Annotated in this window: 39 protein-coding genes; 1 reads left to right on the forward strand and 38 read right to left on the reverse strand. The window is 66.0% G+C overall.

All coding sequences use genetic code 11. The annotated features are described in order from the left end of the window. Positions 1–2: 2 nt before the first annotated feature. Positions 3–557, forward strand: coding sequence for a hypothetical protein (locus ACFXP5_RS07395; protein WP_394528286.1), 555 nt, complete (start codon positions 3–5; stop codon positions 555–557). Positions 558–892: 335 nt separating this feature from the next. Here the strand turns inward: ACFXP5_RS07395 and ACFXP5_RS07400 are convergent, their stop codons facing one another. From ACFXP5_RS07400 to rpsL, 38 genes are all read right to left on the reverse strand, one after another. Further along, positions 893–1,585 (reverse strand): endonuclease/exonuclease/phosphatase family protein, encoded by a 693-nt coding sequence (locus ACFXP5_RS07400; protein WP_394528287.1) that lies wholly within the window; start codon positions 1,583–1,585, stop codon positions 893–895. A gap of 57 nt (positions 1,586–1,642) precedes the next feature. Further along, positions 1,643–2,503 (reverse strand): tRNA pseudouridine(38-40) synthase TruA, encoded by an 861-nt coding sequence (truA, locus tag ACFXP5_RS07405; protein WP_394544133.1) that lies wholly within the window; start codon positions 2,501–2,503, stop codon positions 1,643–1,645. A 140-nt stretch (positions 2,504–2,643) separates the two neighbouring features. Further along, complete coding sequence (gene rplQ / locus ACFXP5_RS07410; protein WP_394528289.1) at positions 2,644–3,249, reverse strand: 50S ribosomal protein L17; 606 nt, start codon at positions 3,247–3,249, stop codon at positions 2,644–2,646. Positions 3,250–3,289: 40 nt separating this feature from the next. After that, positions 3,290–4,279, reverse strand: coding sequence for a DNA-directed RNA polymerase subunit alpha (locus ACFXP5_RS07415; protein WP_394528290.1), 990 nt, complete (start codon positions 4,277–4,279; stop codon positions 3,290–3,292). A 159-nt stretch (positions 4,280–4,438) separates the two neighbouring features. After that, entirely contained in the window at positions 4,439–4,837 is a 399-nt protein-coding gene (rpsK, locus tag ACFXP5_RS07420) for a 30S ribosomal protein S11 (RefSeq protein ID WP_116648312.1), read from the reverse strand. Positions 4,838–4,870: 33 nt separating this feature from the next. Then, entirely contained in the window at positions 4,871–5,245 is a 375-nt protein-coding gene (gene rpsM / locus ACFXP5_RS07425) for a 30S ribosomal protein S13 (RefSeq protein WP_394528291.1), read from the reverse strand. Positions 5,246–5,414: 169 nt separating this feature from the next. Next, positions 5,415–5,531, reverse strand: coding sequence for a 50S ribosomal protein L36 (gene rpmJ / locus ACFXP5_RS07430; RefSeq protein WP_033106073.1), 117 nt, complete (start codon positions 5,529–5,531; stop codon positions 5,415–5,417). 65 nt (positions 5,532–5,596) lie between these two features. Further along, positions 5,597–5,818 carry a translation initiation factor IF-1 gene (infA, locus tag ACFXP5_RS07435; RefSeq protein ID WP_116648310.1) on the reverse strand — a complete coding sequence of 74 codons (222 nt, stop codon included), beginning with the start codon at positions 5,816–5,818 and terminating at the stop codon, positions 5,597–5,599. 196 nt (positions 5,819–6,014) lie between these two features. Continuing rightward, positions 6,015–7,040, reverse strand: a complete 1,026-nt coding sequence (locus ACFXP5_RS07440; protein WP_394544134.1) for a hypothetical protein — start codon at positions 7,038–7,040, stop codon at positions 6,015–6,017. A 197-nt stretch (positions 7,041–7,237) separates the two neighbouring features. Beyond that, entirely contained in the window at positions 7,238–7,927 is a 690-nt protein-coding gene (locus ACFXP5_RS07445; RefSeq protein ID WP_394544135.1) for a DsbA family protein, read from the reverse strand. A 5-nt stretch (positions 7,928–7,932) separates the two neighbouring features. Next, positions 7,933–8,772, reverse strand: coding sequence for a type I methionyl aminopeptidase (gene map / locus ACFXP5_RS07450; protein WP_394528295.1), 840 nt, complete (start codon positions 8,770–8,772; stop codon positions 7,933–7,935). 1 nt (position 8,773) lies between these two features. Further along, positions 8,774–9,361, reverse strand: a complete 588-nt coding sequence (locus tag ACFXP5_RS07455) for an adenylate kinase (RefSeq protein WP_394528296.1) — start codon at positions 9,359–9,361, stop codon at positions 8,774–8,776. Further along, entirely contained in the window at positions 9,361–10,683 is a 1,323-nt protein-coding gene (gene secY / locus ACFXP5_RS07460) for a preprotein translocase subunit SecY (RefSeq protein WP_394528297.1), read from the reverse strand. The genes ACFXP5_RS07455 and secY overlap by 1 nt, the downstream gene beginning before the upstream one ends. A 146-nt stretch (positions 10,684–10,829) precedes the next feature. After that, positions 10,830–11,381, reverse strand: coding sequence for a 50S ribosomal protein L15 (rplO, locus tag ACFXP5_RS07465; RefSeq protein ID WP_394528298.1), 552 nt, complete (start codon positions 11,379–11,381; stop codon positions 10,830–10,832). Then, complete coding sequence (gene rpmD / locus ACFXP5_RS07470) at positions 11,381–11,566, reverse strand: 50S ribosomal protein L30 (protein WP_039402995.1); 186 nt, start codon at positions 11,564–11,566, stop codon at positions 11,381–11,383. The genes rplO and rpmD overlap by 1 nt, the downstream gene beginning before the upstream one ends. Beyond that, positions 11,566–12,261 (reverse strand): 30S ribosomal protein S5, encoded by a 696-nt coding sequence (rpsE, locus tag ACFXP5_RS07475; RefSeq protein WP_394528299.1) that lies wholly within the window; start codon positions 12,259–12,261, stop codon positions 11,566–11,568. Before rpsE ends, rpmD begins: the two co-directional genes overlap by 1 nt. Then, positions 12,258–12,617, reverse strand: coding sequence for a 50S ribosomal protein L18 (gene rplR / locus ACFXP5_RS07480; protein WP_394528300.1), 360 nt, complete (start codon positions 12,615–12,617; stop codon positions 12,258–12,260). The genes rpsE and rplR overlap by 4 nt, the downstream gene beginning before the upstream one ends. Positions 12,618–12,619: 2 nt before the next feature. Beyond that, on the reverse strand, positions 12,620–13,156 hold the full coding sequence (rplF, locus tag ACFXP5_RS07485; RefSeq protein WP_394528301.1) for a 50S ribosomal protein L6: 537 nt from the start codon (positions 13,154–13,156) through the stop codon (positions 12,620–12,622). A gap of 6 nt (positions 13,157–13,162) precedes the next feature. Beyond that, positions 13,163–13,561, reverse strand: coding sequence for a 30S ribosomal protein S8 (gene rpsH / locus ACFXP5_RS07490; protein ID WP_394528302.1), 399 nt, complete (start codon positions 13,559–13,561; stop codon positions 13,163–13,165). A 73-nt stretch (positions 13,562–13,634) separates the two neighbouring features. Next, the gene (gene rplE / locus ACFXP5_RS07495) at positions 13,635–14,225 is read right to left on the reverse strand and encodes a 50S ribosomal protein L5 (RefSeq protein WP_394528303.1); all 591 of its coding nucleotides are present in this window, start codon (positions 14,223–14,225) and stop codon (positions 13,635–13,637) included. Positions 14,226–14,227: 2 nt separating this feature from the next. Beyond that, entirely contained in the window at positions 14,228–14,587 is a 360-nt protein-coding gene (gene rplX / locus ACFXP5_RS07500) for a 50S ribosomal protein L24 (RefSeq protein WP_394528304.1), read from the reverse strand. 2 nt (positions 14,588–14,589) lie between these two features. Beyond that, the gene (rplN, locus tag ACFXP5_RS07505; RefSeq protein WP_394528305.1) at positions 14,590–14,958 is read right to left on the reverse strand and encodes a 50S ribosomal protein L14; all 369 of its coding nucleotides are present in this window, start codon (positions 14,956–14,958) and stop codon (positions 14,590–14,592) included. A 34-nt stretch (positions 14,959–14,992) separates the two neighbouring features. Continuing rightward, positions 14,993–15,259: a 30S ribosomal protein S17 gene (gene rpsQ / locus ACFXP5_RS07510; protein ID WP_394528673.1), complete on the reverse strand. Its 267-nt coding sequence runs from the start codon at positions 15,257–15,259 to the stop codon at positions 14,993–14,995. Positions 15,260–15,396: 137 nt separating this feature from the next. Next, positions 15,397–15,711 (reverse strand): 50S ribosomal protein L29, encoded by a 315-nt coding sequence (rpmC, locus tag ACFXP5_RS07515; RefSeq protein WP_394528306.1) that lies wholly within the window; start codon positions 15,709–15,711, stop codon positions 15,397–15,399. After that, entirely contained in the window at positions 15,711–16,130 is a 420-nt protein-coding gene (rplP, locus tag ACFXP5_RS07520; protein ID WP_183499689.1) for a 50S ribosomal protein L16, read from the reverse strand. Before rplP ends, rpmC begins: the two co-directional genes overlap by 1 nt. Next, complete coding sequence (rpsC, locus tag ACFXP5_RS07525; protein ID WP_394528307.1) at positions 16,130–16,894, reverse strand: 30S ribosomal protein S3; 765 nt, start codon at positions 16,892–16,894, stop codon at positions 16,130–16,132. Before rpsC ends, rplP begins: the two co-directional genes overlap by 1 nt. Continuing rightward, positions 16,894–17,298: a 50S ribosomal protein L22 gene (rplV, locus tag ACFXP5_RS07530; RefSeq protein WP_394528308.1), complete on the reverse strand. Its 405-nt coding sequence runs from the start codon at positions 17,296–17,298 to the stop codon at positions 16,894–16,896. The genes rpsC and rplV overlap by 1 nt, the downstream gene beginning before the upstream one ends. A 27-nt stretch (positions 17,299–17,325) precedes the next feature. Next, positions 17,326–17,607: a 30S ribosomal protein S19 gene (gene rpsS / locus ACFXP5_RS07535; RefSeq protein ID WP_394528309.1), complete on the reverse strand. Its 282-nt coding sequence runs from the start codon at positions 17,605–17,607 to the stop codon at positions 17,326–17,328. A 13-nt stretch (positions 17,608–17,620) separates the two neighbouring features. Further along, the gene (gene rplB, locus ACFXP5_RS07540; protein WP_394528310.1) at positions 17,621–18,460 is read right to left on the reverse strand and encodes a 50S ribosomal protein L2; all 840 of its coding nucleotides are present in this window, start codon (positions 18,458–18,460) and stop codon (positions 17,621–17,623) included. A 23-nt stretch (positions 18,461–18,483) separates the two neighbouring features. Further along, on the reverse strand, positions 18,484–18,783 hold the full coding sequence (gene rplW, locus ACFXP5_RS07545; RefSeq protein WP_394528311.1) for a 50S ribosomal protein L23: 300 nt from the start codon (positions 18,781–18,783) through the stop codon (positions 18,484–18,486). Continuing rightward, positions 18,780–19,436 carry a 50S ribosomal protein L4 gene (gene rplD, locus ACFXP5_RS07550; RefSeq protein WP_394528312.1) on the reverse strand — a complete coding sequence of 219 codons (657 nt, stop codon included), beginning with the start codon at positions 19,434–19,436 and terminating at the stop codon, positions 18,780–18,782. The genes rplW and rplD overlap by 4 nt, the downstream gene beginning before the upstream one ends. A 4-nt stretch (positions 19,437–19,440) precedes the next feature. After that, the gene (gene rplC / locus ACFXP5_RS07555; RefSeq protein ID WP_394528313.1) at positions 19,441–20,100 is read right to left on the reverse strand and encodes a 50S ribosomal protein L3; all 660 of its coding nucleotides are present in this window, start codon (positions 20,098–20,100) and stop codon (positions 19,441–19,443) included. Positions 20,101–20,108: 8 nt separating this feature from the next. Then, positions 20,109–20,417 carry a 30S ribosomal protein S10 gene (gene rpsJ, locus ACFXP5_RS07560; protein WP_045246810.1) on the reverse strand — a complete coding sequence of 103 codons (309 nt, stop codon included), beginning with the start codon at positions 20,415–20,417 and terminating at the stop codon, positions 20,109–20,111. 522 nt (positions 20,418–20,939) lie between these two features. Next, positions 20,940–21,155: a hypothetical protein gene (locus tag ACFXP5_RS07565; RefSeq protein ID WP_394528314.1), complete on the reverse strand. Its 216-nt coding sequence runs from the start codon at positions 21,153–21,155 to the stop codon at positions 20,940–20,942. A 137-nt stretch (positions 21,156–21,292) separates the two neighbouring features. After that, positions 21,293–22,486 carry an elongation factor Tu gene (gene tuf / locus ACFXP5_RS07570; protein ID WP_394528315.1) on the reverse strand — a complete coding sequence of 398 codons (1,194 nt, stop codon included), beginning with the start codon at positions 22,484–22,486 and terminating at the stop codon, positions 21,293–21,295. A 191-nt stretch (positions 22,487–22,677) separates the two neighbouring features. Continuing rightward, positions 22,678–24,792 carry an elongation factor G gene (gene fusA, locus ACFXP5_RS07575; protein ID WP_394528316.1) on the reverse strand — a complete coding sequence of 705 codons (2,115 nt, stop codon included), beginning with the start codon at positions 24,790–24,792 and terminating at the stop codon, positions 22,678–22,680. A 69-nt stretch (positions 24,793–24,861) separates the two neighbouring features. Continuing rightward, positions 24,862–25,332 (reverse strand): 30S ribosomal protein S7, encoded by a 471-nt coding sequence (gene rpsG / locus ACFXP5_RS07580; RefSeq protein WP_394528317.1) that lies wholly within the window; start codon positions 25,330–25,332, stop codon positions 24,862–24,864. 5 nt (positions 25,333–25,337) lie between these two features. Beyond that, the gene (gene rpsL, locus ACFXP5_RS07585; RefSeq protein WP_017201609.1) at positions 25,338–25,706 is read right to left on the reverse strand and encodes a 30S ribosomal protein S12; all 369 of its coding nucleotides are present in this window, start codon (positions 25,704–25,706) and stop codon (positions 25,338–25,340) included. Positions 25,707–25,761 lie beyond the last annotated feature (55 nt).

Here is a 25,761-nt window from a genome sequence, read left to right on the forward strand (position 1 = left end):
ATATGAAACTCAAGTTCGCAAAGGCAGCCGCTGCGTTGACCATCGCGGCCGGAGCGGTCTTCGTGCCGGTCGCGGCCAACGCCGCCGCACCGCTCCCGTACCCTCCCACCCCGGTGGCGGTCGTTTCGGGTAACACCGTGAACATCACGTTCGAGCCCGGCTCCTTCGCCGGCGCCGAGAACGTCACCATCATCATCATCGGCTACAACGCCAGCGACGCCGCCTTCGGCGCCGTCAAGGCTTCGGCCGCCGACGAGACCAAGACGCTGGGCACCGTGACCGCGGCAGCCGACGGTTCCGTGAGCCAGCGCATCGTGCTTCCGGCCGATGCTCGTGGCACGTACACCGTTCGCGGTACCTCGGACTCGCGCCCCGCGGGCCTGAGCACCACGTTCGTCGTCGCGGGTGGCACCGGCGGTGCCGGTGGCCTCCCCGCAACCGGTATGGACTCCGGCTCGCTCCTCGGCCTGTGGGCCGGCGGCGGCGCGCTCGTCCTCGCCGGTGGTGCTGTGGCTGTCGGCGCGGCGGTTCACCGCCAGCGCAAGCAGACCGCGTAACACCTGTAGAACTCGAAAGGGCCGTCCGGGCACACGGGCGGCCCTTTCGCTTTGCCCCGGCGCAGGCTCATGGAGTCTGGCGCGGCCGCGCAGCAGCATCCGCCCTCTCCCGTTCCCGGCTGCCAGCCGCTCCCCTGTCACACCCTGCGGGTCGCGCCCGCCATTCGTGACAGGCGAACAGCCACGCCCGGCCCAACAGCCCGCTCCCCTGTCACACTCTGCGGGTCACACCCGCCATTCGTGACAGGCGAGCAACCCCGCCCGGCCCAACAGCCCGCTCCCCTGTCACACCCTGCGGGTCACGCCAGCCGTTCGTGACAGGCGAAGAGCGGGGGTCAGGTCGAGATGGGGGTCGGGGTGCCCGTGACCTCGGCAGAGATGAGGATCGGCAGGTGGTCGGAAGATCCCTGCGGCAGCGTGCGGATGCGCTCGATGTCAAAGCCCGACGAGGTGGCGAAGTCGTAGTGCCCCCGGAAGAACCGGTAGCGCGTGTAGGTGCGCGAGTCGCTGAGCGTGAGCTCATACCCTTGCGCCCGCACCTTCTGGCCGAGGCTCTCCTTGAACACGGGGTAGTTGTAGTCGCCGACCATGAGGGTCGGCAGCCCCTGGCCGAGGTCCTGCAGCGCTCCGAGCGCCGTGCGGATCTGGTGGCGCCGCAGCGAATTGAGCGCCGTCAGCGGAGCCGCGTGGAATGACGCGACGATGATCTCGCGCCCGTTGTCGATGTCGTGCAGGCGCACGCCCAGCATCCGCTCCTCCGCGGGCTTCAGCACGTAGTCGTGCAGCGACTTCTTGAGCGCCAGGGCGCGCACCTCGACCGCACGGAACGTGTTGGCCTGGTAGTACACGGCCAGGCCGAGGCGGTTGCGCTGCGTCGCCTCCGCGAGGCGCAGCCCCGAGATCTCGGGCGGCAGGTCGGTCGTGTCGCACTCCTGAACGCAGAGCACGTCGGCACCGTGGCGCTCGACCAGCTCCGAGAGCTCGCCCGCGGCGCGATGTTTGCGCAGGTTGTAAGAGATCACCTTCATGACGGATTCCACCCTAAGCAGTTCGCGTTACGGCTGGCGCTTCTTGACAGGCGCATCTCAGTCGACATCCGGATCGAGATCACGATCGCGCCGCCGCCGCGTCTGTTCGGCACGCAGACCGACCAGATCGTCGGCGGGGTAGCCCACCTCGGTCAAGGTCAGCCCGCGGGCGGCGAGCACCTTCGCTTCGCTCGTGCGCACTCCCCCGTCGCGGATCGCCGTCACCTCGGCCACACTCAACCGCCCCTCGCCGACAGCGACGCACGCGCCGACGAGCGCGCGCACCATGCTGTGGCAGAAGGCGTCGGCGCGCACGTGCGCGACCAGGATGCCGGCGTCGTCGCGGCGCCAATCGAAGTCGAGCAGTGTGCGGATGGTGGATGCTTCCTCCCGCGCCTTGCAGTAGGCGGCGAAGTCGTGCAGTCCGATCAGCGAGCTTGCCGCCGCATCCATGGCCTTCTCGTCGAGCGACGTGCGCACAGAGGTCGTGCGGAGGCGCTCGAGCGGGTCATAGCCGGTGACCGCATCGGCGATGCGGTACTCGTACCGCCGCCACACGGCCGAGAAGCGGGCGTCGAAGCCCTCGGGGGCCACGGCCGAGGCCCGCACTGTCACGTCGGGATACGCGCCCAGCACGCCCCGCAGGCGCCCGGCCAGAGCGGGAACGGGATCGGATGCTGCATCCGCGCGGCGGCGAGGCAGCCGCCGCAGCTGTTCCTCGTCCAGGTCGACGTGCGCGACCTGCCCGCGGGCGTGCACGCCCGCGTCGGTGCGACCGGCGACGACGAGGCGCGCCTCTCCTCCGACGATGCGGGCAAGAGCGTCTTCCAGCGTGCCCTCGATCGTGCGGAGTCCGGGCTGACGGGCCCAGCCGCGGAAGTGCGTACCGTCGTACGCGATATCGAGACGGATTCGCACCGCTCCAGCCTATTGCGCCGGGCGGCTGCGCCCGATCCGCGGCGGGGTGCTCCGCAACCGGGTGACCGCAACGGCGAAAGGCCCGCGCACCGGAACGGTGTGCGGGCCTTTCGGGTGATCGGAAGCATCCGATCGAGGTGTTACTTGGCGTTCTCGTCTACAACAGCGTCGTCGGCGGCGGCCTCAGCGGCTGCGCCTTCTTCCTGCGACTCGCTGCCGGCTTCGGCAGCACTCTCGTCGGTCGCGCTGTCGTCGGCGGCCGAGTCATCGGTCGCGTCGGCGTCGGCCACGGCGGTGGTGGCTTCGTCCTCAGCGGCGTCGTCAGCCGAGACGGGAGCGGCGGCAGCCGGGGCCGCAGCGGACTTCGACGACTTGACCTTCGGGGTGACGGGCTCGAGCACCAGTTCGATGACGGCCATGGGGGCGTTGTCGCCCTTGCGGTTGCCGATCTTGGTGATGCGGGTGTAACCACCCTCACGCTCGGCGACGAGCGGCGCGATCTCGGTGAAGAGAACGTGCACGACCTCCTTGTCGCCGATCACGCCGAGCACGCGGCGACGCGCGTGCAGGTCGCCACGCTTGGCGAACGTGATGAGGCGCTCAGCGAGGGGACGCAGGCGCTTGGCCTTGGTCTCCGTCGTCTGGATCGAGCGGTGGGTGAAGAGGGCAGCGGCGAGGTTCGCCAGCAGAAGGCGCTCGTGGGCCGGGCCGCCGCCGAGGCGGGGACCCTTCGTGGGCTTGGGCATAGTGATCTACTCCTGTGGAATCGAGCGGACTGGCCGCAGGTCAGACGGTCTCGTCGTCGTAGCCGCCGTAGAACTGGGCCCCGTCGAAACCGGGCACCGAGTCCTTCAGCGACAGACCGAGGGACACGAGCTTGTCGCGCACCTCGTCGACCGACTTCTGACCGAAGTTGCGGATGTTCATCAGCTGCGTCTCCGACAGGGCGACGAGCTCGGACACCGTGTTGATGCCCTCACGCTTCAGGCAGTTGTACGAACGCACCGACAGATCGAGGTCTTCGATCGGCATGGAGAGTTCGTTGGAGAGCACGGCCTCGACCGGCGCGGGGCCGATCTCGATGCCCTCGGCCTCGACGTTCAGCTCGCGGGCCAGACCGAACAGCTCGGTCAGGGTGCGGCCGGCCGAAGCGACGGCGTCGCGCGGAAGGATGGACGCCTTCGACTCGACGTCGAGGATGAGCTTGTCGAAGTCGGTGCGCTCACCGGCACGAGTGGCCTCGACGCGGTAGCTGACCTTGAGGACGGGCGAGTAGATCGAGTCGATCGGAACCTGTCCGGCCTCGGCGTACTCGTTGCGGTTCTGCGTCGCCGACACGTAGCCACGGCCACGCTCGATGGTGAGTTCGAGTTCGAACTTCGCGGTGTCGTTCAGGGTTGCGATGACGAGCTCGGGGTTGTGCACCTCGACGCCCGCGGGAGCGGAGATGTCGGCGGCCGTGACTTCACCGGCACCGGTCTTGCGCAGGTACGCGGTGATGGGCTCGTCGCGCTCGCTCGAAACGACGAGCTGCTTGATGTTGAGGATGATCTCGGTGACATCCTCCTTCACGCCGGGGATGGTGCTGAACTCGTGAAGCACTCCGTCGATGCGGATGCTGGTCACGGCTGCGCCGGGGATCGAGGAGAGCAGGCTGCGACGCAGCGCGTTTCCGATCGTGTAACCGAAGCCGGGCTCGAGCGGTTCGATGACGAACCGGCTGCGGAACTCGCCGACCTTCTCCTCGGTCAGAGTGGGACGCTGTGCGATGAGCACGATGTGTTCCTTTCAATCACGTGACCGCTATATGACACGTGCAATGGGTGAGGTATTGAGTTGTGTTCGATGCGCGGGCCGCGGGCCCGGCATGAGACGTACGGAGAGCCGAACCCGGTCCCTGAACGTGTCGGGGAGCCGGGTTCGGCTATCGGAGTGTCAGACGCGACGGCGCTTCGGCGGGCGGCAACCGTTGTGCGCCTGCGGGGTGACGTCCTGGATCGAACCGACCTCGAGGCCGGCAGCGGTCAGCGAACGGATCGCCGTCTCGCGGCCCGAACCGGGGCCCTTGACGAAGACGTCGACCTTCTTGACGCCGTGCTCCTGCGCCTGGCGGGCAGCCGACTCAGCGGCGAGACCTGCGGCGAAGGGGGTCGACTTGCGCGAGCCCTTGAAGCCGACGCCGCCGGACGATGCCCAGCTGATGACCGCACCCGAGGGGTCGGTGATCGAAACGATCGTGTTGTTGAACGTCGACTTGATGTGGGCGTGGCCCAGCGCGATGTTCTTCTTTTCCTTGCGGCGCGGCTTGCGCGCTGCGGACTTGGGGGTAGCCATGATTCTCCTGAAACCTCAGCGCCGGCGGAAGGCCTAGCGCGCCTTCTTCTTGCCGGCGACGGTGCGCTTCGGGCCCTTGCGGGTGCGGGCGTTCGTCTTGGTGCGCTGGCCGCGCACGGGCAGGCCGCGGCGGTGGCGGATACCCTCGTAGGAGCCGATCTCGACCTTGCGGCGGATGTCGGCGGTGACCTCACGGCGGAGGTCACCCTCGACCTTGTAGGCGCCTTCGATGTGATCGCGAAGCGCGATGAGCTGGTCGTCGGTGAGGTCCTTCACGCGAACGTCGGGGCTGATCCCGGTCGCGGTGATGATCTCGACGGAACGGGTACGGCCGATGCCGTAGATGTATGTCAGGGCGATGATCACGCGCTTATCACGCGGGATGTCGACGCCGGCAAGACGTGCCATGCGGCTCTCCTAGGAGTCTTGGAGGTATGGAGCAGGATCGGTGCTCGGGCCTCCGCCCCGAGGTGTCCCCCTGATCTCGATCCCCTCGCGGGGTCCGGGATCAGGGTTCTGATCCTGCCGTTGTTTATTGAGTTGTACGTTCGAGAGCTGCGCCGGGGCGCAGCATCCCTCAGCCCTGCCGCTGCTTGTGACGCGGGTTGCTCTTGCAGATGACCATCACGCGACCGTGGCGGCGGATGACCTTGCAGTGGTCACACATGGGCTTGACGCTGGGGTTGACCTTCATGATTTACCTTTTTCGCTGTCTTCGTTCCCCGCACCGGAGCGCGGGGACGTTACTTCTCGACCGGTCTAGCGATAGCGGTAGACGATACGACCGCGGGTGAGGTCGTAGGGGCTCAGCTCCACGACGACACGGTCTTCCGGAATGATGCGGATGTAGTTCTGCCGCATCTTGCCCGAGATCGTGGCGAGCACTTTGTGTCCGTTGGTCAGCTCGACGCGGAACATCGCGTTGGGCAGGGCCTCGGAGATTGTGCCCTCGATCTCGATGACACCGTCTTTCTTCGCCATATACTCGCTTACACTTTTGCAGACCGGTCGGTCTGCGGTGGATGGGTTTCGGTACTGCGACACGCCAAAGCGGGCGCAACGCACCAAAGAGCAATACTACGTGATATCGCCCGTTCGGGCAAGCGCGCGCCGCCCTCCCCCGCCACCGTGGCGCGAATCAATCCCTTCGCGCCCGAGTCCATGTTCTCCTGCAGCCTCAGAACGTGGATTCGCGCGTCGAAGCATGGATTCGGCGGTGCGGCAGGGGCGCCTCGACGTGGAAGTCCGCGAGCCGACGGCGGAGGGTGTCCGCGGACGCGAGGTGGCTCATGCCCCACCGCAGCACCGGTCGACGAGTCGAGCCGCGGATCCAATCCTCGCGGGCCTTCTCCTCGAGCACCACCTCGGCGGCAGTCCGCCCCCTGAGCATGGTCGGGTCCGTGTATTTTCGCTCCCCGTCGAACTCGGCCCACGCCGGCACGTCGTCCATTCCGAGGTCGAGCGCCCAGTCCTCCCCTTTCGGCCCGCGCACCGGGACCTGCAACCGCGGCGGTGCGAACCCGAGCCACGCGAGGTACAGCCGACTGACGCTCTCCCCCGGCAGTTGCGCCCGTCCGTCGGCGAAGGCGAGTATCCAGCGTGCTTGTGGCGCACCGCGCATACCCGCCCGGTCCGCCAGGCGCTCACCCGCTAGCGCGCGCCAGTCCTCGGCGGCGCCTTCGTCGTACCGCCGCTCGAGCTCGTCCCACGCGACGAGGCGCAGCGCAGCATCGGCCAGCACGATCGCCCCCTCCGGTGGAAGCAGACCGATCAGATCGCAGGTCGTCCTCATCAGTGAGGTGAACCGTACGCCGTGCCGCGTGGTCACGTCCTCGGCGGACAGCTGCCCCCGATGCCGGGCGACGAGCGCGGCGGAGTGAACTCGACCGTCCGCGTTCTCCGCCATCACGTGCACATGGCGCGGGGCGACCCGGAAGAGCGGCAGTTCATGGAGAGCGGCCGCGGAGGTGAACGCGTACACCGGCGCCTCGCCCAGCGCGGAGCCGGCCACCGCGAGAGCTCGAGCGACCTCTCGCCCTTCGACGAAGAAGGACGCCCAGGTCGCAGCATCCATGAACCATCCGCGATGGACCCTCACCAGTTCCCTGCGACCGATCGCCGCCTCGAGAGCGGCGCGGGTCATCCCCCGTTCGCGAAGCTCCCGCGTGGAATGGAGGTGCGCGCCGATCTCATCCGCGTCCATCGCCTCACGGTGCCAGCCCCGAGGTTCGACATGGCGTCGAGCCGACCACCTCCTGGATAACCGCTCACCGCGGGCGCACTGGGGAGGAAAGCTTCCTCACGCTGGCGAATCCACCTCGTGGTGCGTGAATCCCTGCTCCACGGCTGCACCGCGGTATGGATTCGAGCAGCGGGAGATTGATTCGCGCGGGGGGCGGGTCAGGAGAAGCGGGCGAGGATGTCGACCTGCGGGTCTCCGGTCAGATCCGTGCTGTTGGACAGCGTCTGGCCGTTGACCACGATCGTGGGCGTCGAGATGCCGCCCGCGCCCTCCTGGATCGGGGTGTCGCGCGTGAGTGCGGTGACGTACTTCTCGTACGTGCCGCTCTGAATGCAGGATGCTGCGGCATCGCCGGCGCCGACGCTCTGCGCGATCGAGATGATCGCGTCATCGTCGAGCCCGGCGGTGCCCTCCTCGGGCTGGTTCTCGTACATCGCCTGCAGGAACGGCAGGGAGTTGGCGGGATCCTCCTCGGCGACGCAGTACATCGCGTTGGCCGACCGGGTGGAGTACTGCGTGCCCTGCGACTGGCTGTCGAGGATCGCGATGGGGTGGATGTTGAGGGTGGCCGTACCGTCGGACGACACCTGCTCGAGGGTCGAGCCGTAGACCTGCTCGAACTGGTTGCAGACGGGGCACATGAAGTCCACGTACGTGTCGACCGTGTTCTCGCCGCTGCCGACCGCGATCGCTCCGGTGTCGGCATTGATGGCCGAGCTCTGGGGTGCGACGCCGGGGGCCGTGGCCTGGGAGTTGCTCCACCAGACGATCCCGCCCACCGCGACGACGATGACGACGACCGCCACGCTCACCCAGATCGCGAACCAGTTCGTCTTTCCCGCAGCCATATCCCTCATCCGATCCGTGTCGGCACGACACCGAAAGGCGCCAGCTTCTCGGCGCCACCGTCGGGCGCGGTCAGCACCCAGATGCCTCCATCGTGCACCGCGACGCTATGTTCCCAGTGTGAGCCGGGCGAACCGTCGAGGGTCGACACGGTCCAGTCGTCGTCTTCGGTGAAGGTCGCCTGATCCCCCGCGACCACCATCGGCTCGATGGCGACCACGAGTCCGGGTCGCACGTCGGGCCCGGGATCGGGAACCGCGTAGTTGAACAGGCTCGGCGGCTCGTGCATCTTGCGTCCGATACCGTGCCCGACGTAATCCTGCAGGATGCCGTAGCCCCCCTCGGGAGCGTGCTCCTGCACGTACTCCTCGATCGCCGAGCCGACTTCGCCCAGGCGCGAGGCCTTCGACAGGGCGGCGATGCCCGCCCAGAGCGAGCCCTCTGTCACCTCGGACAGTCGCCGGCGTACGGCCACGACGTCCTCGGGCGCCTCGCCGGGCACGATCACCGAGAACGCCGAGTCGCCGTTCCAGCCATCGAATTGCGCACCCGCGTCGATCGAGAGCAGGTCGCCGGCTTCGAGCCGGCGCGGGCCCGGGATGCCGTGCACGACCTGCTCGTTCACCGAGGCGCAGATCGTGTGGCGGTAGCCGCGCACCATCTGGAAGTTCGAGCGAGCACCGCGGGCGGTGATGACGGCGGATGCTGCAGCGTCGAGCTCGAGAGTCGTGACACCGGGCTTCACCAGGGCGCGCACCGCATCGAGGGCGGCGGCGGTGATGAGGCCGGGTTCGATCATCGCCCGCAACTGCGCGGGGGTCTTGTAGATCGAGGGACGGAACCGCACGTCAGCTCGAGCGGACGAGGCCGCGGGCGTCGAGAGCCGCGAAGATGCGGTCGGTGACGGTGTCGAGCTCGCCGACGCCGTCGATCTCGTCGACGATCCCGCGCGTGCCGTACACGCCGAGGATCGGCGCCGTTTCGGATTCGTAGATCGCGAGGCGGTTCGCGATCACGGCTTCGCTGTCATCGGACCGGCCCTGATCGACCGCGCGCTTGTGCAACCGCTCGATCGACTCGTCGCGCGGCACGACCAGTGCGATGACGGCGTCGAGCGACTCGTCGCGGCCCGCGAGGAACTGATCGAGGTGGAGCACCTGTCCGACGTTGCGCGGGTATCCGTCCAGCAGGAACCCGTCAGCCGCATCCGGCTGCGAGAGACGGTCGCGCACGACCGCGCTCGTCAGCTCGTCGGGCACGAGCGAACCTGCGTCGATGATCTCCTTGACCTGGACGCCGAGTTCGGTGCCCTCGACCACGTTCGCGCGGAACACGTCGCCCGTGGAGACGACGGGAACACCGAAGGCTTCCGCGATGCGGACGCCCTGCGTCCCCTTGCCGGATCCCTGCGGTCCGACGATGAGCAACCGCACCATCAGCGAAGCAGCCCTTCGTAGTGGCGCTGCTGCAGCTGCGCGTCGATCTGCTTGACCGTCTCGAGACCGACACCCACGATGATGAGGATCGACGCGCCACCGAACGGGAAGTTCTGGTTCGCTCCGACCGTCGCAAGAGCGATGAGCGGGAGCAGGGCGATGAGACCGAGGTAGATCGAGCCCGGGAGCGTGATCCGGGTGAGCACGTAGTCGAGGTACTCGGCCGTGGGACGACCGGCACGGATGCCGGGGATGAACCCGCCGTAGCGCTTCATGTTGTCCGCGACGTCGACCGGGTTGAAGGTGATCGCGACGTAGAAGTACGTGAACCCGATGATCAGCAGGAAGTACGCCGCCATGTAGAACGGCGAGTCACCGGTGGTGAAGTACTGCTGGATCCACGCGACCCAGCCCGGCACTTCCTGGCCCGGCTGCGGCTGGTTGAACTGGGCGATCAGCGCGGGGATGTACAGCAGCGACGACGCGAAGATGACGGGCACGACGCCGGCCATGTTCACCTTGATCGGGATGTAGGTGTTCGTTCCGCCGTACGTGCGACGACCGACCATCCGCTTGGCGTACTGCACCGGGATGCGGCGCTGGGACTGTTCGACGAAGACGACCAGGGCGACCACCGCGATGCCCACCGCGAGCACCAGCAGGAAGACCTCGAAACCGCGCGAGGCCCAGATGGAGCCCATGGCGGCGGGGAAGGTCGCGGCGATCGAGGTGAAGATCAGGATCGACATGCCGTTTCCGACACCGCGCTCGGTGACGAGCTCGGCGAACCACATGATGAGGCCGGTACCGGCGGTCAGCGTGATGATCATCAGCAGCTGTGCCCACCACACGTCGTTGGTCAGCACCTGCTCGCACTCGGGCACGCCGGTGTTGCCGAAGAGCTGACCCGAGCGGGCGACGGTGACCAGCGTGGTCGACTGCAGCAGCGCGAGGGCGATGGTGAGGTAGCGCGTGTACTGGGTGAGGCGGGCCTGACCGGCCTGGCCCTCCTTGTACAGCGTCTCGAAGTGCGGGATCACGACGCGCAGCAACTGCACGATGATGGTCGCCGTGATGTACGGCATCACGCCCAGCGCGAAGATCGACAGCTGCAGCAGTGCGCCGCCGGAGAAGAGGTTGACGAGCGACAGCAGTCCGTCGGTGCCGCCCGACTGGGCGAGACAGGACTGCACGTTCGGGAAGTCCACGAACGGCGCGGGCACGTGGGCCCCGAGCCGGTAGATGGCGATGATCCCCAGGGTGAAGGCGATCTTCCGCCGGAGGTCGGGTGTGCGGAACACCCGCGCGATGGCGCTGAACAAGAGGACTCCTTCAGAACTGTTCCGGCGCACGAAAGGCGCACAGAGATTCAGCCTAACCCAGGGCGATGACCGCGTGTTGCGGGCATCGCGAGCCCGGGAACGCAACAGGGGCCGGAGGTGACCCTCCGACCCCTGTTGTGGCGTCTTTAGTTGACGGTGCCGCCGGCGGCGACGATCTTCTCCTGAGCGGAGCCCGAGACCTTGTCGACGGACACGGTCAGGGCGACCGAGATGTCGCCGGTGCCGAGCACCTTGACCTTCTCGTTCTTGCGGACCGCACCCTTGGCGACCAGGTCGCTGATGGTGACGTCTCCACCCTGGGGGTAGAGATCCGCGAGCTTGTCGAGGTTCACGACCTGGTACTCGACGCGGAACGGGTTCTTGAACCCGCGCAGCTTCGGAGTACGCATGTGGAGGGGCATCTGCCCACCCTCGAAACCGATGCGGACGGAGTACCGGGCCTTGGTGCCCTTGGTACCGCGACCGGCGGTCTTACCCTTCGAGCCCTCACCGCGACCCACACGGGTCTTCGCCTTGTGGGCGCCGGGGACGGGACGGAGGTGGTGCATCTTGAGCACACCCGGACGGGTGGGCGCAGCAGCATCCTTCGTGGCCGGCTTCTCAGCGGCCTTCTTGGCGGCAGGCTTGCGTGCCGGAGCCTTCTTGGGCTCGGCGGCGACGTTGTCGTTGTCAGCCATTAGTCGATCTCCTCAACCTTCACGAGGTGGGCGACGGTCTTGACGTAACCGCGCGTCTGCGCGTCGTCGGGACGGACGACCGAGTCGCCGATCCGCTTCAGACCGAGGCTGCGCAGCGTGTCGCGCTGGTTCTGCTTCTCGCTCACCTTGGACTTCGTTTGCGTGACCTTCAGACGGGCGGCCATCAGGCACCTACCTTCTGTGCGGCGATCGCGTCGGCCTCGGCACGGACCAGGCGCGGCGGGGCGACCTGGTCGAACTCGAGACCGCGGCGAGCTGCCACGGCACGGGGCTCTTCGAGCTGCTTCAGCGCGGCGACCGTCGCGTGCACGATGTTGATCGTGTTCGACGAACCCAGCGACTTCGACAGCACGTCGTGGATACCGGCGCACTCGAGGACGGCGCGCACCGGGCCACCGGCGATAACACCGGTACCGGAGGACGCCGGGCGCAGGAGCACGACACCGGCTGCGGCCTCACCCTGCACGGGGTGCGGGATGGTGGAGCCGACGCGGGGAACGCGGAAGAAGTTGCGCTTGGCCTCTTCGACACCCTTGGAGATGGCGAGGGGCACTTCGCGGGCCTTGCCGTAGCCGACACCGACCACGCCGTTGCCGTCACCGACGACCACGAGGGCGGTGAAGCTGAAGCGACGTCCACCCTTCACGACCTTCGACACACGGTTGATGGTCACGACGCGCTCGAGGAACTGGCTCTTGTCGTCGCGCGACCCACGGTCACGCTGGTTGGCGTTGCGCTCGCGGCCACCGCGGCGGGGCTCGCGCTCACGCTCGGTGGCAGGAGCGGTCGCAGCTGCAGCCTCGGCGGGAGCGGTCTGCTCAGCATCCACGGTCACTTCGGCCTCTTTGTTGTCACTCACAGGTTCAGACCTCCTTCGCGGGCGCCATCGGCGATCGCAGCTACACGTCCGGCGTAGCGGTTGCCACCACGGTCGAACACGACATCGGCGACGCCGGCGGCCTTCGCACGCTCGGCGACGAGCTCGCCGACCTTGCGGGCCTTGGCGGTCTTGTCGCCGTCCAGGCCACGCAGCTCGGTCTCGAGCGTGGACGCCGAAGCCAGGGTGTGACCCTTGGCGTCGTCCACGACCTGCACGAACACGTGACGGGCGGAGCGGGTGACCACGAGGCGCGGACGCGACTCGGTGCCGATGACCTTCTTGCGAAGGCGGGAATGACGACGCGCGCGGGCGTCGGTCTTCGTCTTAACAGCCATGGTTACTTACCACTCTTTCCGGCCTTGCGGCGGACGACCTCGCCCGCGTACCGCACACCCTTGCCCTTGTAGGGCTCGGGCTTGCGGATCTTGCGGATGTTGGCCGCGGCCTCGCCGACGGCCTGCTTGTCGATGCCTGCCACGGTGACCTTGTTGTTGCCCTCGACCGTGAAGGTGATGCCGGCGGGCGGCTCGACCAGCACGGGGTGCGAGAAGCCGAGGGCGAACTCGATGGAGCCGCCCTTCTGCGCGACACGGTAACCCGTGCCGACGACCTCGAGGCCCTTGGTGTAGCCGACGGTGACACCGACGATGTTGTTGCTGATCAGGGTGCGGGTCAGGCCGTGAAGCGACCGGGACTCGCGCTCGTCGTCGGGACGGGACACCAGAACCTGGTTGTCCTCGACCTTGACTTCGAGGGGGCGCGGCACGGTGAGCGTGAGCTCACCCTTGGGGCCCTTGACGGCGACATCGTTACCGGCCACCGAAACGGTGACGTCGGTGGGGATGTCGATGGGAAGACGTCCGATACGTGACATGTCAGATCACCACACGTAGGCGAGGACTTCTCCGCCCACGCCCTTCTGCTCGGCCTGGCGGTCCGTGAGGAGACCGGAGGAAGTGGAAAGGATGGCAACGCCGAGACCGCCGAGAACCGTGGGGATCTCGCTGGACTTCGCGTAGACGCGGAGGCCGGGCTTCGACACGCGCTTGATGCCGGCGATCGACCGCTCGCGGTTCGGGCCGTACTTCAGCGTGAGCGTGAGGGTCTGTCCGACGCGAGCGTCTTCGACCTCCCACGAGGAGATGTACCCCTCCTGCTTGAGGATGGCGGCAATGTGCGTCTTGAGCTTCGAGCTCGGCAGCGACACGGAGTCGTGGTGCGCCGAATTCGCGTTGCGCAGACGGGTCAGCATGTCTGCGACCGGGTCTGTCATCGTCATGTGGTGCTTCTTTCGTTCATGAGGTTTCGGCTGCCGTTACAGGGCAGACGACCTTCGATGATGGATATGGGGGTTACGCCTGTGCGTCGTCGGTGCGGAAGGGGAAACCGAGCTGACGAAGCAGCGAACGGCCTTCCGCATCGGTCTTCGCGGTGGTGACGACAGTGATGTCGAAGCCGCGAACGCGGTCGATACGGTCCTGGTCGATCTCGTGGAAGACCGACTGCTCCTGCAGACCGAAGGTGTAGTTGCCGTTGCCGTCGAACTGGTCGCCCGACAGACCGCGGAAGTCGCGGATGCGGGGCAGTGCCAGGTTGACGAGACGGTCGAGGAATTCCCAGGCGCGGTCACCACGGAGGGTGACGTGAGCGCCGATGGGCTGACCCTCGCGCAGCTTGAACTGCGCGATGGACTTCCGGGCCTTCGTGACGATCGGCTTCTGACCGGTGATCTTGACCAGATCGTCCACCGCGCCGTCGATCACCTTGCTGTCGCGAGCTGCCTCGCCGACACCGGTGTTCACGACGACCTTGACGAGGCCGGGGGTCTGCATGACGTTCGCGTAGCCGAACTCCTCCTGCAGCGCCTTGGCGATCTCGTTCTTGTACTTCTGCTTCAAGCGGGGCTGGATCTTGCCAGCCGCCGCGGCAGTTGCGGTGCTCATGTTCAGAGGTCCTTGCCTGACTTCTTAGCGAACCGCACACGTACGATCCGCTTCACGCCGTCCTTGACCTGCTCCTCGACACGACGACCCACGCGGGTCGGCTTCTTGCTCGAGGGGTCGACCAGGGCGACGTTGGAGATGTGGATGGGGGCTTCGAAGGTCTCGAGGCCACCCGTCTTGGTGCCGCGCTGGGTCTGGCCCACGCGGGTGTGCTTGGTGACGTAGTTCACGCCTTCGACGATGACGCGGTCTTGCTCGACGAGGACCTGGAGGACCTTGCCCTGCTTACCGCGATCTCCGCCGCGCTCGGGCTTGGGGCCCGAGATGACCTGAACCAGGTCGCCCTTCTTGATTTTCGCCATGATCAAATGACCTCCGGGGCCAGCGAGACGATCTTCATGAACTTCTTGTCGCGAAGCTCACGACCGACCGGTCCGAAGATGCGGGTGCCGCGGGGCTCCCCGTCCGTCTTCAGGATCACGGCGGCGTTCTCGTCGAACTTGATGTACGAGCCGTCGGGCCGACGGGTCTGCTTGACAACACGCACGACGACAGCCTTGACCACGTCGCCCTTCTTGACGTTGCCGCCAGGAATCGCGTCCTTGACCGTGGCGACGATGACGTCGCCCAGGCCCGCGTAACGACGGTTGGAGCCGCCGAGCACGCGAATGGTGAGCAGCTCTTTCGCGCCCGTGTTGTCGGCGACCTTCAGCCGGGATTCGTTCTGAATCACTTCTTACTCCTTGGGTACCAAGCAGCCCGGAGGCTTACTTGGCCTTCTCGAGGATCTCGACCAGGCGCCAGCGCTTGGTGGCGCTCAGCGGGCGGGTCTCGTTGATGAGGACGAGGTCGCCGATGCCGGCGGTGTTCGCCTCGTCGTGCGCCTTGACCTTGGAGGTACGGCGGATGACCTTGCCGTAGAGGGGGTGCTTGACGCGGTCCTCGACCTCGACGGTGATCGTCTTGTCCATACGGTCGCTCACGACGTAGCCGCGGCGAGCCTTGCGGTAACCGCGGGCGTTGGGGTCGCGCACGTCGTGCGCGGCACCCTCGTGACCGTCGTCGGTGACGACGACCTCGACCTGGGGCGTCTCGACGACGACCTCGGCCGGGGCAGCCTTCTTGGCGGCGGGCTTGCGCGCGGGCGCCTTCTTCTGGGTGGTGTCAGCCATTACTCGGCCTCCTCCTTCACGGCCTCGTCAGCGGCATCCGCCTTCTTGGCCTTGGTCTTCTTCGCCTTGGTGGTGACCTCGACGGGGGCGGGCGTGGCACGGATGCCCAGCTCGCGCTCGCGGATCACGGTGTAGAGCCGCGCGATGTCACGCTTGACGGCGCGGATGCGCCCGTGGCTCTCGAGCTGGCCGGTGGCCGACTGGAAGCGAAGGTTGAACAGCTCTTCCTTGGCCTTGCGCAGCTCCTCGACGAGGCGCTGATCTTCGAACGTATCGAGCTCGCTGGGGGCGAGCTCCTTGGTGCCGATCGCCATTACGCGTCGCCCTCCTCGCGCTTGATGATGCGTGCCTTGAGAGGCAGCTTGTGAATGGCCCTGGTGAGTGCTTCGCGGGCGAGCGTCTCATCGACACCGGCCACCTCGAACAGCACACGGCCGGGCTTGACGTTCGCGACCCACCACTCGGGCGAACCCTTACCGGAACCCATGCGGGTTTCGGCGGGCTTCTTGGTCAGCGGACGGTCGGGGTAGATGTTGATCCACACCTTTCCACCGCGCTTGATGTGACGCGTCATCGCGATACGAGCGGACTCGATCTGACGGTTGGTCACGTACGCGGGGGTGAGTGCCTGGATGCCGTACTCGCCGAAGCTCACCTTGGTGCCACCGGTCGCCTGACCGGACCGCCCGGGGTGGTGCTGCTTGCGGTACTTCACTTTGCGGGGGATAAGCATTACGCCGATGCTCCTTCTGCGACGGGGGCGTCGTTGCGGGGCGCGCGACGGCCACGGTCGCCGCCGCGGTCGTCACGACCGCGAGGCGCCTTCGGCGCGTTCGCCTGCTCGCGAGCGAGTTCCTTGTTGGTGAGGTCGCCCTTGTAGATCCAGACCTTCACGCCGATGCGGCCGAAGGTGGTCTTGGCCTCGTAGAAGCCGTAGTCGATGTTCGCGCGCAGCGTGTGCAGCGGCACACGACCCTCGCGGTAGAACTCCGAACGGCTCATCTCAGCGCCGCCGAGACGACCGGAGACCTGAACACGCACACCCTTGGCGCCGGCGCGCTGGGCGCCCTGCAGGCCCTTGCGCATCGCGCGGCGGAAAGCCACACGTGCGGAGAGCTGCTCGGCGATGCCCTGGGCGACGAGCTGAGCGTCGGCCTCGGGGTTCTTCACCTCGAGGATGTTCAGCTGGATCTGCTTGCCGGTGAGCTTCTCGAGGTCGGAGCGGATCCGCTCGGCCTCGGCGCCACGACGACCGATCACGATGCCCGGGCGGGCGGTGTGGATGTCGACGCGGACGCGGTCACGGGTGCGCTCGATCTCGATGTTGCTCACGCCGGCGCGGTCAAGCGAGGTGGTGAGCAGACGACGGATCTTGATGTCCTCGGCGACGTAGTCGGCGTAACGCTGTCCCGGCTTCGTGGAATCCGAGAACCAACGCGACACGTGGTCCGTGGTGATACCGAGGCGGAAGCCGTACGGGTTGACTTTCTGGCCCATTACTTGCTCGCCTTCTTGGTCTTGGTGTCGGACGCGGCGTCGACCGCAGCATCCTCCGGCGTCGACAGCACGACCGTGATGTGGCTGGTGCGCTTCTTGATCTGGAAGGCACGACCCTGGGCGCGCGGACGGAACCGCTTGAGCGTGGTGCCCTCGTCGACGTAGGCGTTCTTCACGAACAGGTCCTGGTCGTCGAGGAACTCGTTGGTCTTCTCAGCCGTGACCCGGGCGTTGGCCATGGCCGACGCGACGAGCTTGTAGATCGGCTCGCTCGCACTCTGCGGTGCGAACTTCAGGATCGCGAGGGCCTGTTCGGCCTGCTTTCCCTTGATGAGAGCGACGACACGACGAGCCTTCTGAGGGGTCACGCGGATGTGTCGCACGCGGGCGATGGAATCCACCATTTCTCTCTCCTTCAGACAGTCACCGCGTTAGCGGCGACGGCCCTTCTTGTCGTCCTTCTCATGGCCGCGGAAGGTGCGGGTGGGCGAGAACTCGCCCAGTTTGTGGCCCACCATGGTCTCGGTCACGAACACGGGGATGTGCTTGCGACCGTCGTGCACGGCAATGGTGTGGCCGAGCATGGCGGGGATGATCATCGAACGACGCGACCAGGTCTTGATCACGTTCTTGCTTCCGGCCTCGTTCTGCGACACGACCTTGCGAAGCAGGTGCTCGTCGACGAAGGGGCCCTTTTTCAGACTGCGTGGCATCTTCTCTTCCTACCTACTTGCGCTTCTTGCCGGCCGTGCGACGGCGGACGATGAGCTTGTCACTTTCCTTGTTGGCGTGACGGGTGCGACCCTCCGACTGACCCCACGGGGTCACGGGGTGACGTCCACCGGACGTCTTTCCCTCGCCACCACCGTGCGGGTGATCGACCGGGTTCATGGCAACACCACGAACCGTGGGGCGAACGCCCTTCCACCGCAACCGACCGGCCTTGCCCCAGTTGATGTTCGACTGCTCGGCGTTGCCGACCTCGCCGATGGTGGCGCGGCAGCGCACATCGACGTTGCGGATCTCGCCGGAGGGCAGACGCAGCTGGGCGTACGGGCCGTCCTTGGCGACCAGACGCACCGAGGTGCCGGCCGAACGGGCCATCTTCGCGCCGCCGCCGGGCCGAAGCTCGATGGCGTGGATGACGGTACCGGTGGGGATGTTGCGCAGCGGCAGGTTGTTGCCGGGCTTGATGTCAGCGCCGGCACCCGACTCGACCACGTCACCCTGCGACAGCTTGTTCGGCGCGATGATGTAGCGCTTCTCGCCGTCGGCGTAGTGCAGCAGTGCGATGCGTGCGGTGCGGTTGGGGTCGTACTCGATGTGAGCGACCTTGGCGTCGATGCCGTCCTTGTCGTTACGACGGAAGTCGATCAGACGGTACTGGCGCTTGTGGCCGCCACCGATGTGACGCGTGGTGATGCGGCCCTGGTTGTTGCGACCACCGGTCTTGGACAGCGGGCGGAGGAGCGACTTCTCGGGCGTCGATCGGGTGATCTCGGCGAAGTCGGCCACCGACGAGCCGCGGCGACCGGGGGTCGTGGGCTTGTACTTGCGAATAGCCATGGTGTCTAGTCCTTATCCGGCTGTCAGCCGACAGCCGTGAAGATGTCGATGGTGCCCGACTTCAAGGTCACGATGGCGCGCTTGGTGTCCTTGCGCTTGCCCATGCCGAAGCGGGTGCGACGCGCCTTGCCGACGCGGTTGATCGTGTTGACGCCGGCCACCTTGACACCGAAGATCTTCTCGATCGCGAGCTTGATCTCGGTCTTGGTCGCGCGGGTGTCCACGTAGAACGTGTACTTGCCCTCGTCGATGAGCCCGTAGCTCTTCTCGGAGACGACCGGCTTCAAGATGATGTCGCGGGGGTCTTTGTTGATGGCGGTCATGCCGACACCTCCTGGGTGACGCCGGCCTTGGATGCGACGAACGCGTCGTAGGCGGCCTTGGTGAAGACGATGTCGTCGGAGACGAGAACGTCGTAAGCGTTGAGCTGGTCGAAGGTCAGCACGTGAACGAACGCCAGGTTGCGCAGGCTCTTGGTGCTCACCTCGTCGCCACGCTCGATCACGACGAGCACGTTCTTGGTCGCATTGAACGCCGTCATGACAGCCGAAGCGGTCTTCGTGGACGGAACGCCCTCGATGCCGAAGGAGTCGACGACGTGGATGCGGTTACCCCGAACGCGGTCGCTGAGGGCTCCGAGGAGCGCAGCGGCGATCATCTTCTTGGGGGTGCGCTGCGAGTAGTCGCGGGGCTTCGGTCCGTGGACGATGCCACCACCGGTCATGTGCGGCGCGCGGATGGAACCCTGACGGGCGTTACCCGTGCCCTTCTGCTTGAAGGGCTTGCGACCGGCACCGGAGACCTCACCACGACGCTTGGTCGAGTGCGTTCCCTGACGAGCCGCGGCGCGCTGGGCGACGACGACCTGGTGGATCAGCGGGATGTTCGTCTTGACGTCGAAGAGGGCGGCGGGCAGCTGGACAGAGCCAGCAGCCGAACCGTCCGCCTTGCGGACGTCGAGCGTCGAGTCAGCCATGAGTTCAGGCACCCTTCACTGCGTTGCGGACGTAGACGATGCGGCCACGTGCGCCGGGGACAGCGCCCTTGACGAGCAGCAGACCCTTCTCGGCGTCGACGGCGTGCACCGTGAGGTTGAGGACGGTCACGCGCTCGCCACCCATACGGCCGGCCATGCGCATGCCCTTGAAGACGCGGCTCGGAGTCGACGAGGCGCCGATCGAACCGGGCTTGCGGTGGTTGCGGTGCGAACCGTGCGAAGCGGACACGCCCTTGAAGTTGTGGCGCTTCATGACACCGGCGGTGCCCTTACCCTTGCTGGTGCCGACGACGTCGACACGCTGGCCGGCCTCGAAGAGGGCCTCAGCGGTCAGTTCCTGACCGAGGGTGTAGTCCGCAGCATCCGCGGTACGAATCTCGGTGATGTGGCGGCGAGGAGTCACGCCGGCAGCGTCGAAGTGGGCCGTCAGGGGCTTGTTCACCTTGCGGGGGTCGATCTGCCCGTAGGCGATCTGGACGGCGTTGTAGCCGTCGACCTCGGGCGTACGCACCTGGGTGACGACGTTCGGGGCCACCTCGATGACGGTGACGGGGACGAGCTTGCCGTCGGCGTCCCAAACCTGGGTCATGCCCAGCTTGGTGCCGAGGAGGCCCTTGGAGATCTTGGAGTTGATGTCAGCCATGTCGAACCTCAGAGCTTGATCTCGATGTTGACATCGGCCGGGAGGTCGAGACGCATCAGCGAGTCGACAGCCTTGGGCGTCGGGTCGATGATGTCGATCAAGCGCTTGTGGGTGCGCATCTCGAAGTGCTCGCGGCTGTCCTTGTACTTGTGCGGGGACCGGATGACGACCACGACGTTCTTCTCCGTCGGGAGCGGCACGGGTCCGACGACGGTGGCGCCGGCACGGGTCACGGTGTCGACGATCTTGCGTGCGGACGAATCCAGCCCTGCGTGATCGTACGACTTCAGGCGAATGCGGATCTTCTGTCCCGCCATTGTCTGCTCTCTCTCTTCTCGCGTCTTACCTCGGTGCTCGTTCGGAGCACCGGGCATCGGACGCACGGCGGCGCTTACGCGCCCTGGCACTTCTGCTCACTCTTGCGAGCGATGCTGCACCGCTGTTCGGCTGTCAAACCGGTTGCTGGGCAACCGGCCCGCCCCTCCTTGCGCACGAAGACGCACTCCGTGAGGAGTGGAGGGATTCGGTGTGGTGTTCTGCTACCCGCGGCCTAGACCGTCGCTCGAAGCGACTTCTATGCACTGCCCTGGTAGTGACCTGCGGCACGCATAGCGGCCACGGGAGTGTGGAACTGGATTAGTCTACGTGTCCCCCGGGCGTGTCGCAAACCCGGGCGTGTCGCGCTCGGTATCCTCTCAGCCCGAAACCCCGCCGGGGGCAACGAAAATCGAGGAGATCCCGGGAATCGAGGACCAAAACCGCCGAAACGGTCCTCGGATTCCGGAATCTCCTCGATCTCCGTCATGCGGGGCGGATGGATGCTGCCGCCGCAGCGCGGGTCACTGGTTGCCGATGTTCTTATCGACGTTGGTGCGCACCTCGTCGACCTTGGCGTGCTGGCCCTCGGGAACGACCTTCTTGACCGCGTCGGCAGCGCCCTGGAGGAACTTGTCGCTCACGTCCTCCGCCTTCTCGCTCTTGAGGGCCTCTTCGATCTTGTCGCGGTTCTGCTCGAACATCTGCTTGCCCTTGTTGATGATGTCGTCGACGCCCATGGTTCCTCCTCGATCGGTGGTGTCAGCATCCATTCTGGACAACGGCGCACGAGCGCCGCCAGGTCTTGACGCCGCAGGCGGAACATGACGAAACCCCCCGGTCCGGAAGGACCGAGGGGTTTCGTGGTGAAGAAGTGTTACTTCAGGATCTTCGTGACCGTGCCGGCGCCGACGGTGCGGCCACCCTCACGGATTGCGAAGCCGAGTCCGTCTTCCATGGCGATCGGCTGGATCAGCTCGACCGACATTTCCGTGGTGTCGCCGGGCATGACCATCTCGGTGCCCTCGGGCAGCGTGATGACGCCGGTGACGTCGGTGGTGCGGAAGTAGAACTGCGGGCGGTAGTTCGTGAAGAACGGGTTGTGACGGCCACCCTCCTCCTTGGACAGGATGTACGCCGTGCCCTCGAAGTTGGTGTGGGGCGTAACCGAACCCGGCTTCACGACGACCTGGCCGCGCTCGACGTCGTCACGCTTGGTGCCGCGCAGGAGCAGACCACAGTTCTCGCCGGCCCAGGCCTCGTCGAGCTGCTTGTGGAACATCTCGATACCCGTGACGATCGTCTTCTGCGTCGGGCGGATGCCGACGATCTCGACCTCGGAGTTGATCGCGAGGGTACCGCGCTCAGCGCGACCCGTGACGACCGTTCCACGACCGGTGATGGTGAAGACGTCCTCGATCGGCATCAAGAACGGCTTGTCCTTGTCGCGGATCGGGTCGGGGATGGACTCGTCGACGGCTTCCATGAGCTCGACGATCTTGTCGACCCACTCGGCGTCGCCCTCGAGAGCCTTGAGGCCCGAGACGCGAACGACGGGAGCGTTGTCGCCATCGAAGTCCTGGCTGGAGAGCAACTCGCGAACCTCGAGCTCGACGAGCTCCAGGATCTCCTCGTCGTCGACCATGTCGGACTTGTTGAGCGCGACGAGCAGGTACGGCACGCCGACCTGCTTGGCGAGCAGAACGTGCTCACGGGTCTGAGCCATCGGGCCGTCGGTCGCTGCAACCACGAGGATCGCACCGTCCATCTGAGCGGCACCGGTGATCATGTTCTTGATGTAGTCGGCGTGGCCAGGCGCATCGACGTGCGCGTAGTGACGCTTGGGGGTCTCGTACTCGACGTGCGAGATGTTGATGGTGATACCGCGCTGGCGCTCTTCCGGCGCCGAGTCGATCGACGCGAAGTCACGCTGAACGTTGGTGGCCGACGGGTACTTGTCGGCGAGCACCTTCGAGATGGCAGCGGTGAGCGTGGTCTTGCCGTGGTCGACGTGACCGATCGTTCCGATGTTCACGTGCGGCTTGGTCCGCTCGAACTTGGCCTTAGCCACTAGGTCCTCCTCAGGACGGTCATGTAGAGGTTCCGGGCACTGGTTTGCGACCGGATCTCTACGGGGATGATTCTCAGCTTAGTAGAGGTCAGATGTGAAGTTGTGGGGTGGCCCTTCGTCTCGCTCCGCTCGCTCAGGGACCGGTTGGTCGCTGAGCGAGCCGGAGGCGGGACGAAAAGCCGAGGACGAAGTTACTCGCCCTTGTTCTTCTGGACGATCTCGTCGGCAACGGCGCGAGGAACCTCGGCGTAGCTGTCGAACTCCATCGAGTAGACGGCGCGACCCGAGGTCTTCGAGCGCAGGTCGCCGATGTAGCCGAACATCTCCGAGAGGGGGACGTTCGCCCGGACGACCTTGACGCCCGCGGCGTCCTCCATCGACTGGATCTGGCCACGACGCGAGTTCAGGTCACCGATGACGTCGCCCATGTACTCCTCGGGCGTACGCACCTCGACCGCCATGAGCGGCTCGAGGATGACCGGGTTGGCCTTGCGCAGCGCTTCCTTGAAGCCCATGGAGCCGGCGATCTTGAACGCCATCTCCGAGGAGTCGACGTCGTGCGAAGCGCCGTCGAGCAGGGTGGCCTTGACGCCCACGATGGGGTAGCCGGCGAGCACGCCGACGTTCATCGCATCCTGGAAACCCTGGTCGGTCGGCGCGATGTACTCGCGCGGGATGCGTCCACCGCTGACCTTGTTGACGAACTCATAGGTCTTGTCGGCCGTGACATCCATCGGCTCGATCGCGAACTGGATCTTCGCGAACTGACCCGAACCACCGGTCTGCTTCTTGTGGGTGTAGTCGTGACGCTCGACGGCCTTCTTGATCGTCTCGCGGTACGCGACCTGGGGCTTGCCGACGTTCGCCTCCACGCGGAACTCGCGCTTCATGCGGTCGACCAGGATGTCGAGGTGCAACTCGCCCATGCCCTTGATGACGGTCTGGCCGGTGTCGGAGTTCTGCTCGACGCGGAACGTCGGGTCCTCCTCCGCGAGCTTCTGGATCGCGAGACCCAGCTTCTCCTGGTCGGCCTTGGTCTTCGGCTCGATGGCGACCTCGATGACGGGCTCGGGGAACGTCATCGACTCGAGCACGACCTGGTGCTGCGAATCGGACAGCGTGTCGCCCGTAGTGGTGTCCTTGAGGCCGATGACTGCGTAGATGTGACCGGCGGTGACGGAGTCGACCGGGTTCTCCTTGTTGGCGTACATCTGGAAGATCTTCCCGATGCGCTCCTTCTTGGACTTGGTCGAGTTGACGACCTGCCCGCCCGAGTCCAGGTGACCGGAGTACACGCGGATGTAGGTGAGGCGACCGAAGAAGGGGTGCGTCACGATCTTGAACGCGAGAGCCGTGAAGGGCTCGTCACGGTCGGCGTGGCGCTCGATGACGATCTCTTCGTTCTTGGGGTCGTGGGCCTCGATGGCCGGCACGTCCAAGGGCGAGGGGAGGTAGTCGACGACCGCGTCGAGCATGGGCTGCACGCCGCGGTTCTTGAACGCCGAGCCGCACAGGACGGGGTAGATCTCGGAGTTGATCGTGAGCTTGCGGATCGCGGCCTTGATCTCGGCCACGGTCAGCTCTTCGCCACCGAAGTGCTTCTCGAGCAGAACCTCGTCGGTCTCGGCGACCGTCTCGAGGAGCATCTCGCGATACTCGGCTGCGCGGTCGGCGAGCTCGGCCGGGATCTCCTGGATCTCGTACTTGGCACCCATGGTGACGTCACCCTTGGAGTCACCGGGCCAGACGAGCGCGCGCATCTCGACGAGGTCGATGACACCCACGAAGTCGTTCTCGGCGCCGATGGGCAGCTGGATGACCAGCGGCTTGGCCTTGAGCTTGTTGATGATCGTGTCGACCGTGAAGTAGAAGTCGGCGCCCAGCTTGTCCATCTTGTTGACGAAGCAGATGCGGGGGACGTCGTACTTGTCGGCCTGACGCCACACGGTCTCGGACTGGGGCTCGACGCCCTCCTTGCCGTCGAAGACGGCGACGGCACCGTCGAGGACGCGGAGCGAACGCTCCACCTCGACCGTGAAGTCCACGTGACCGGGGGTGTCAATGATGTTGATCTGGTTGTTGTTCCAGAAGCAGGTCACGGCGGCAGACGTGATCGTGATGCCGCGCTCCTGCTCCTGCTCCATCCAGTCGGTGGTCGACGCACCATCGTGCGTCTCACCGATCTTGTGATTGGTGCCCGTGTAGAACAGGATGCGCTCGGTCGTCGTCGTCTTGCCGGCATCGATGTGCGCCATGATGCCGATGTTGCGGACCTTGGTCAGGTCGGTGAGCACGTCTTGTGCCACGGGTGGGGTTTCCTTACTTGTGAAGAGGGGTTTCGGACCCCGGCCGGAGCCGGGGTCCGAAGGTGCTGGTTACCAGCGGTAGTGCGCGAAGGCGCGGTTCGACTCGGCCATCTTGTGGGTGTCTTCGCGGCGCTTGACCGCGGCACCCAGACCGTTCGAGGCATCCAGGATCTCGTTCTGGAGGCGCTCGATCATGGTCTTCTCACGACGGGCCTTGGCGTAGCTCACGAGCCAGCGCAGCGCGAGGGTGTTCGCGCGGTGCGGCTTGACTTCGATCGGCACCTGGTAGGTGGAGCCACCGACGCGGCGGCTCTTGACCTCGAGGGTGGGACGAACGTTGTCGAGCGCCTTCTTGAGCGTGACGACGGCGTCCTGGCTGTTCTTCGCCTCGACACCGCGCAGGGCGGTGTAGACGATCGATTCAGCGATGGACTTCTTGCCGTCGACGAGGATCTTGTTCACGAGCTGGCTCACGATGGGAGCACCGTAAACCGGGTCGTTGACGACGGGACGCTTGGTGACGGGACCTTTACGAGGCATCGGACTCAGCCCTTCTTCGCACCGTAGCGGCTACGAGCCTGCTTACGGTTCTTGACGGCCTGGGTGTCGAGTGCACCGCGGACGATCTTGTAACGGACACCGGGGAGGTCTTTCACACGACCGCCGCGGACGAGCACGAGCGAGTGCTCCTGCAGGTTGTGACCCTCGCCGGGGATGTAAGCGGTGACCTCGGTGCCGTTACGGAGCTTGACACGAGCGACCTTGCGCATAGCCGAGTTCGGCTTCTTGGGCGTGGTCGTGTAGACGCGGGTGCAGACGCCTGCCTGCTGGGGGTTCGACTTGAGGGCGGGCGCCTTGGTCTTGGTGACCTTCGGCGAGCGACCCTTGCGAACCAACTGCTGAATAGTTGGCACGTTCTCTCCTTGCTTGTGCTGCACGGTGACAGCGGGTGTGTCTCCCCCGAAGCAT

Origin of the sequence: Microbacterium hanjuni, assembly GCF_043556395.1 — a bacterium.
GTDB lineage: Bacteria > Actinomycetota > Actinomycetes > Actinomycetales > Microbacteriaceae > Microbacterium.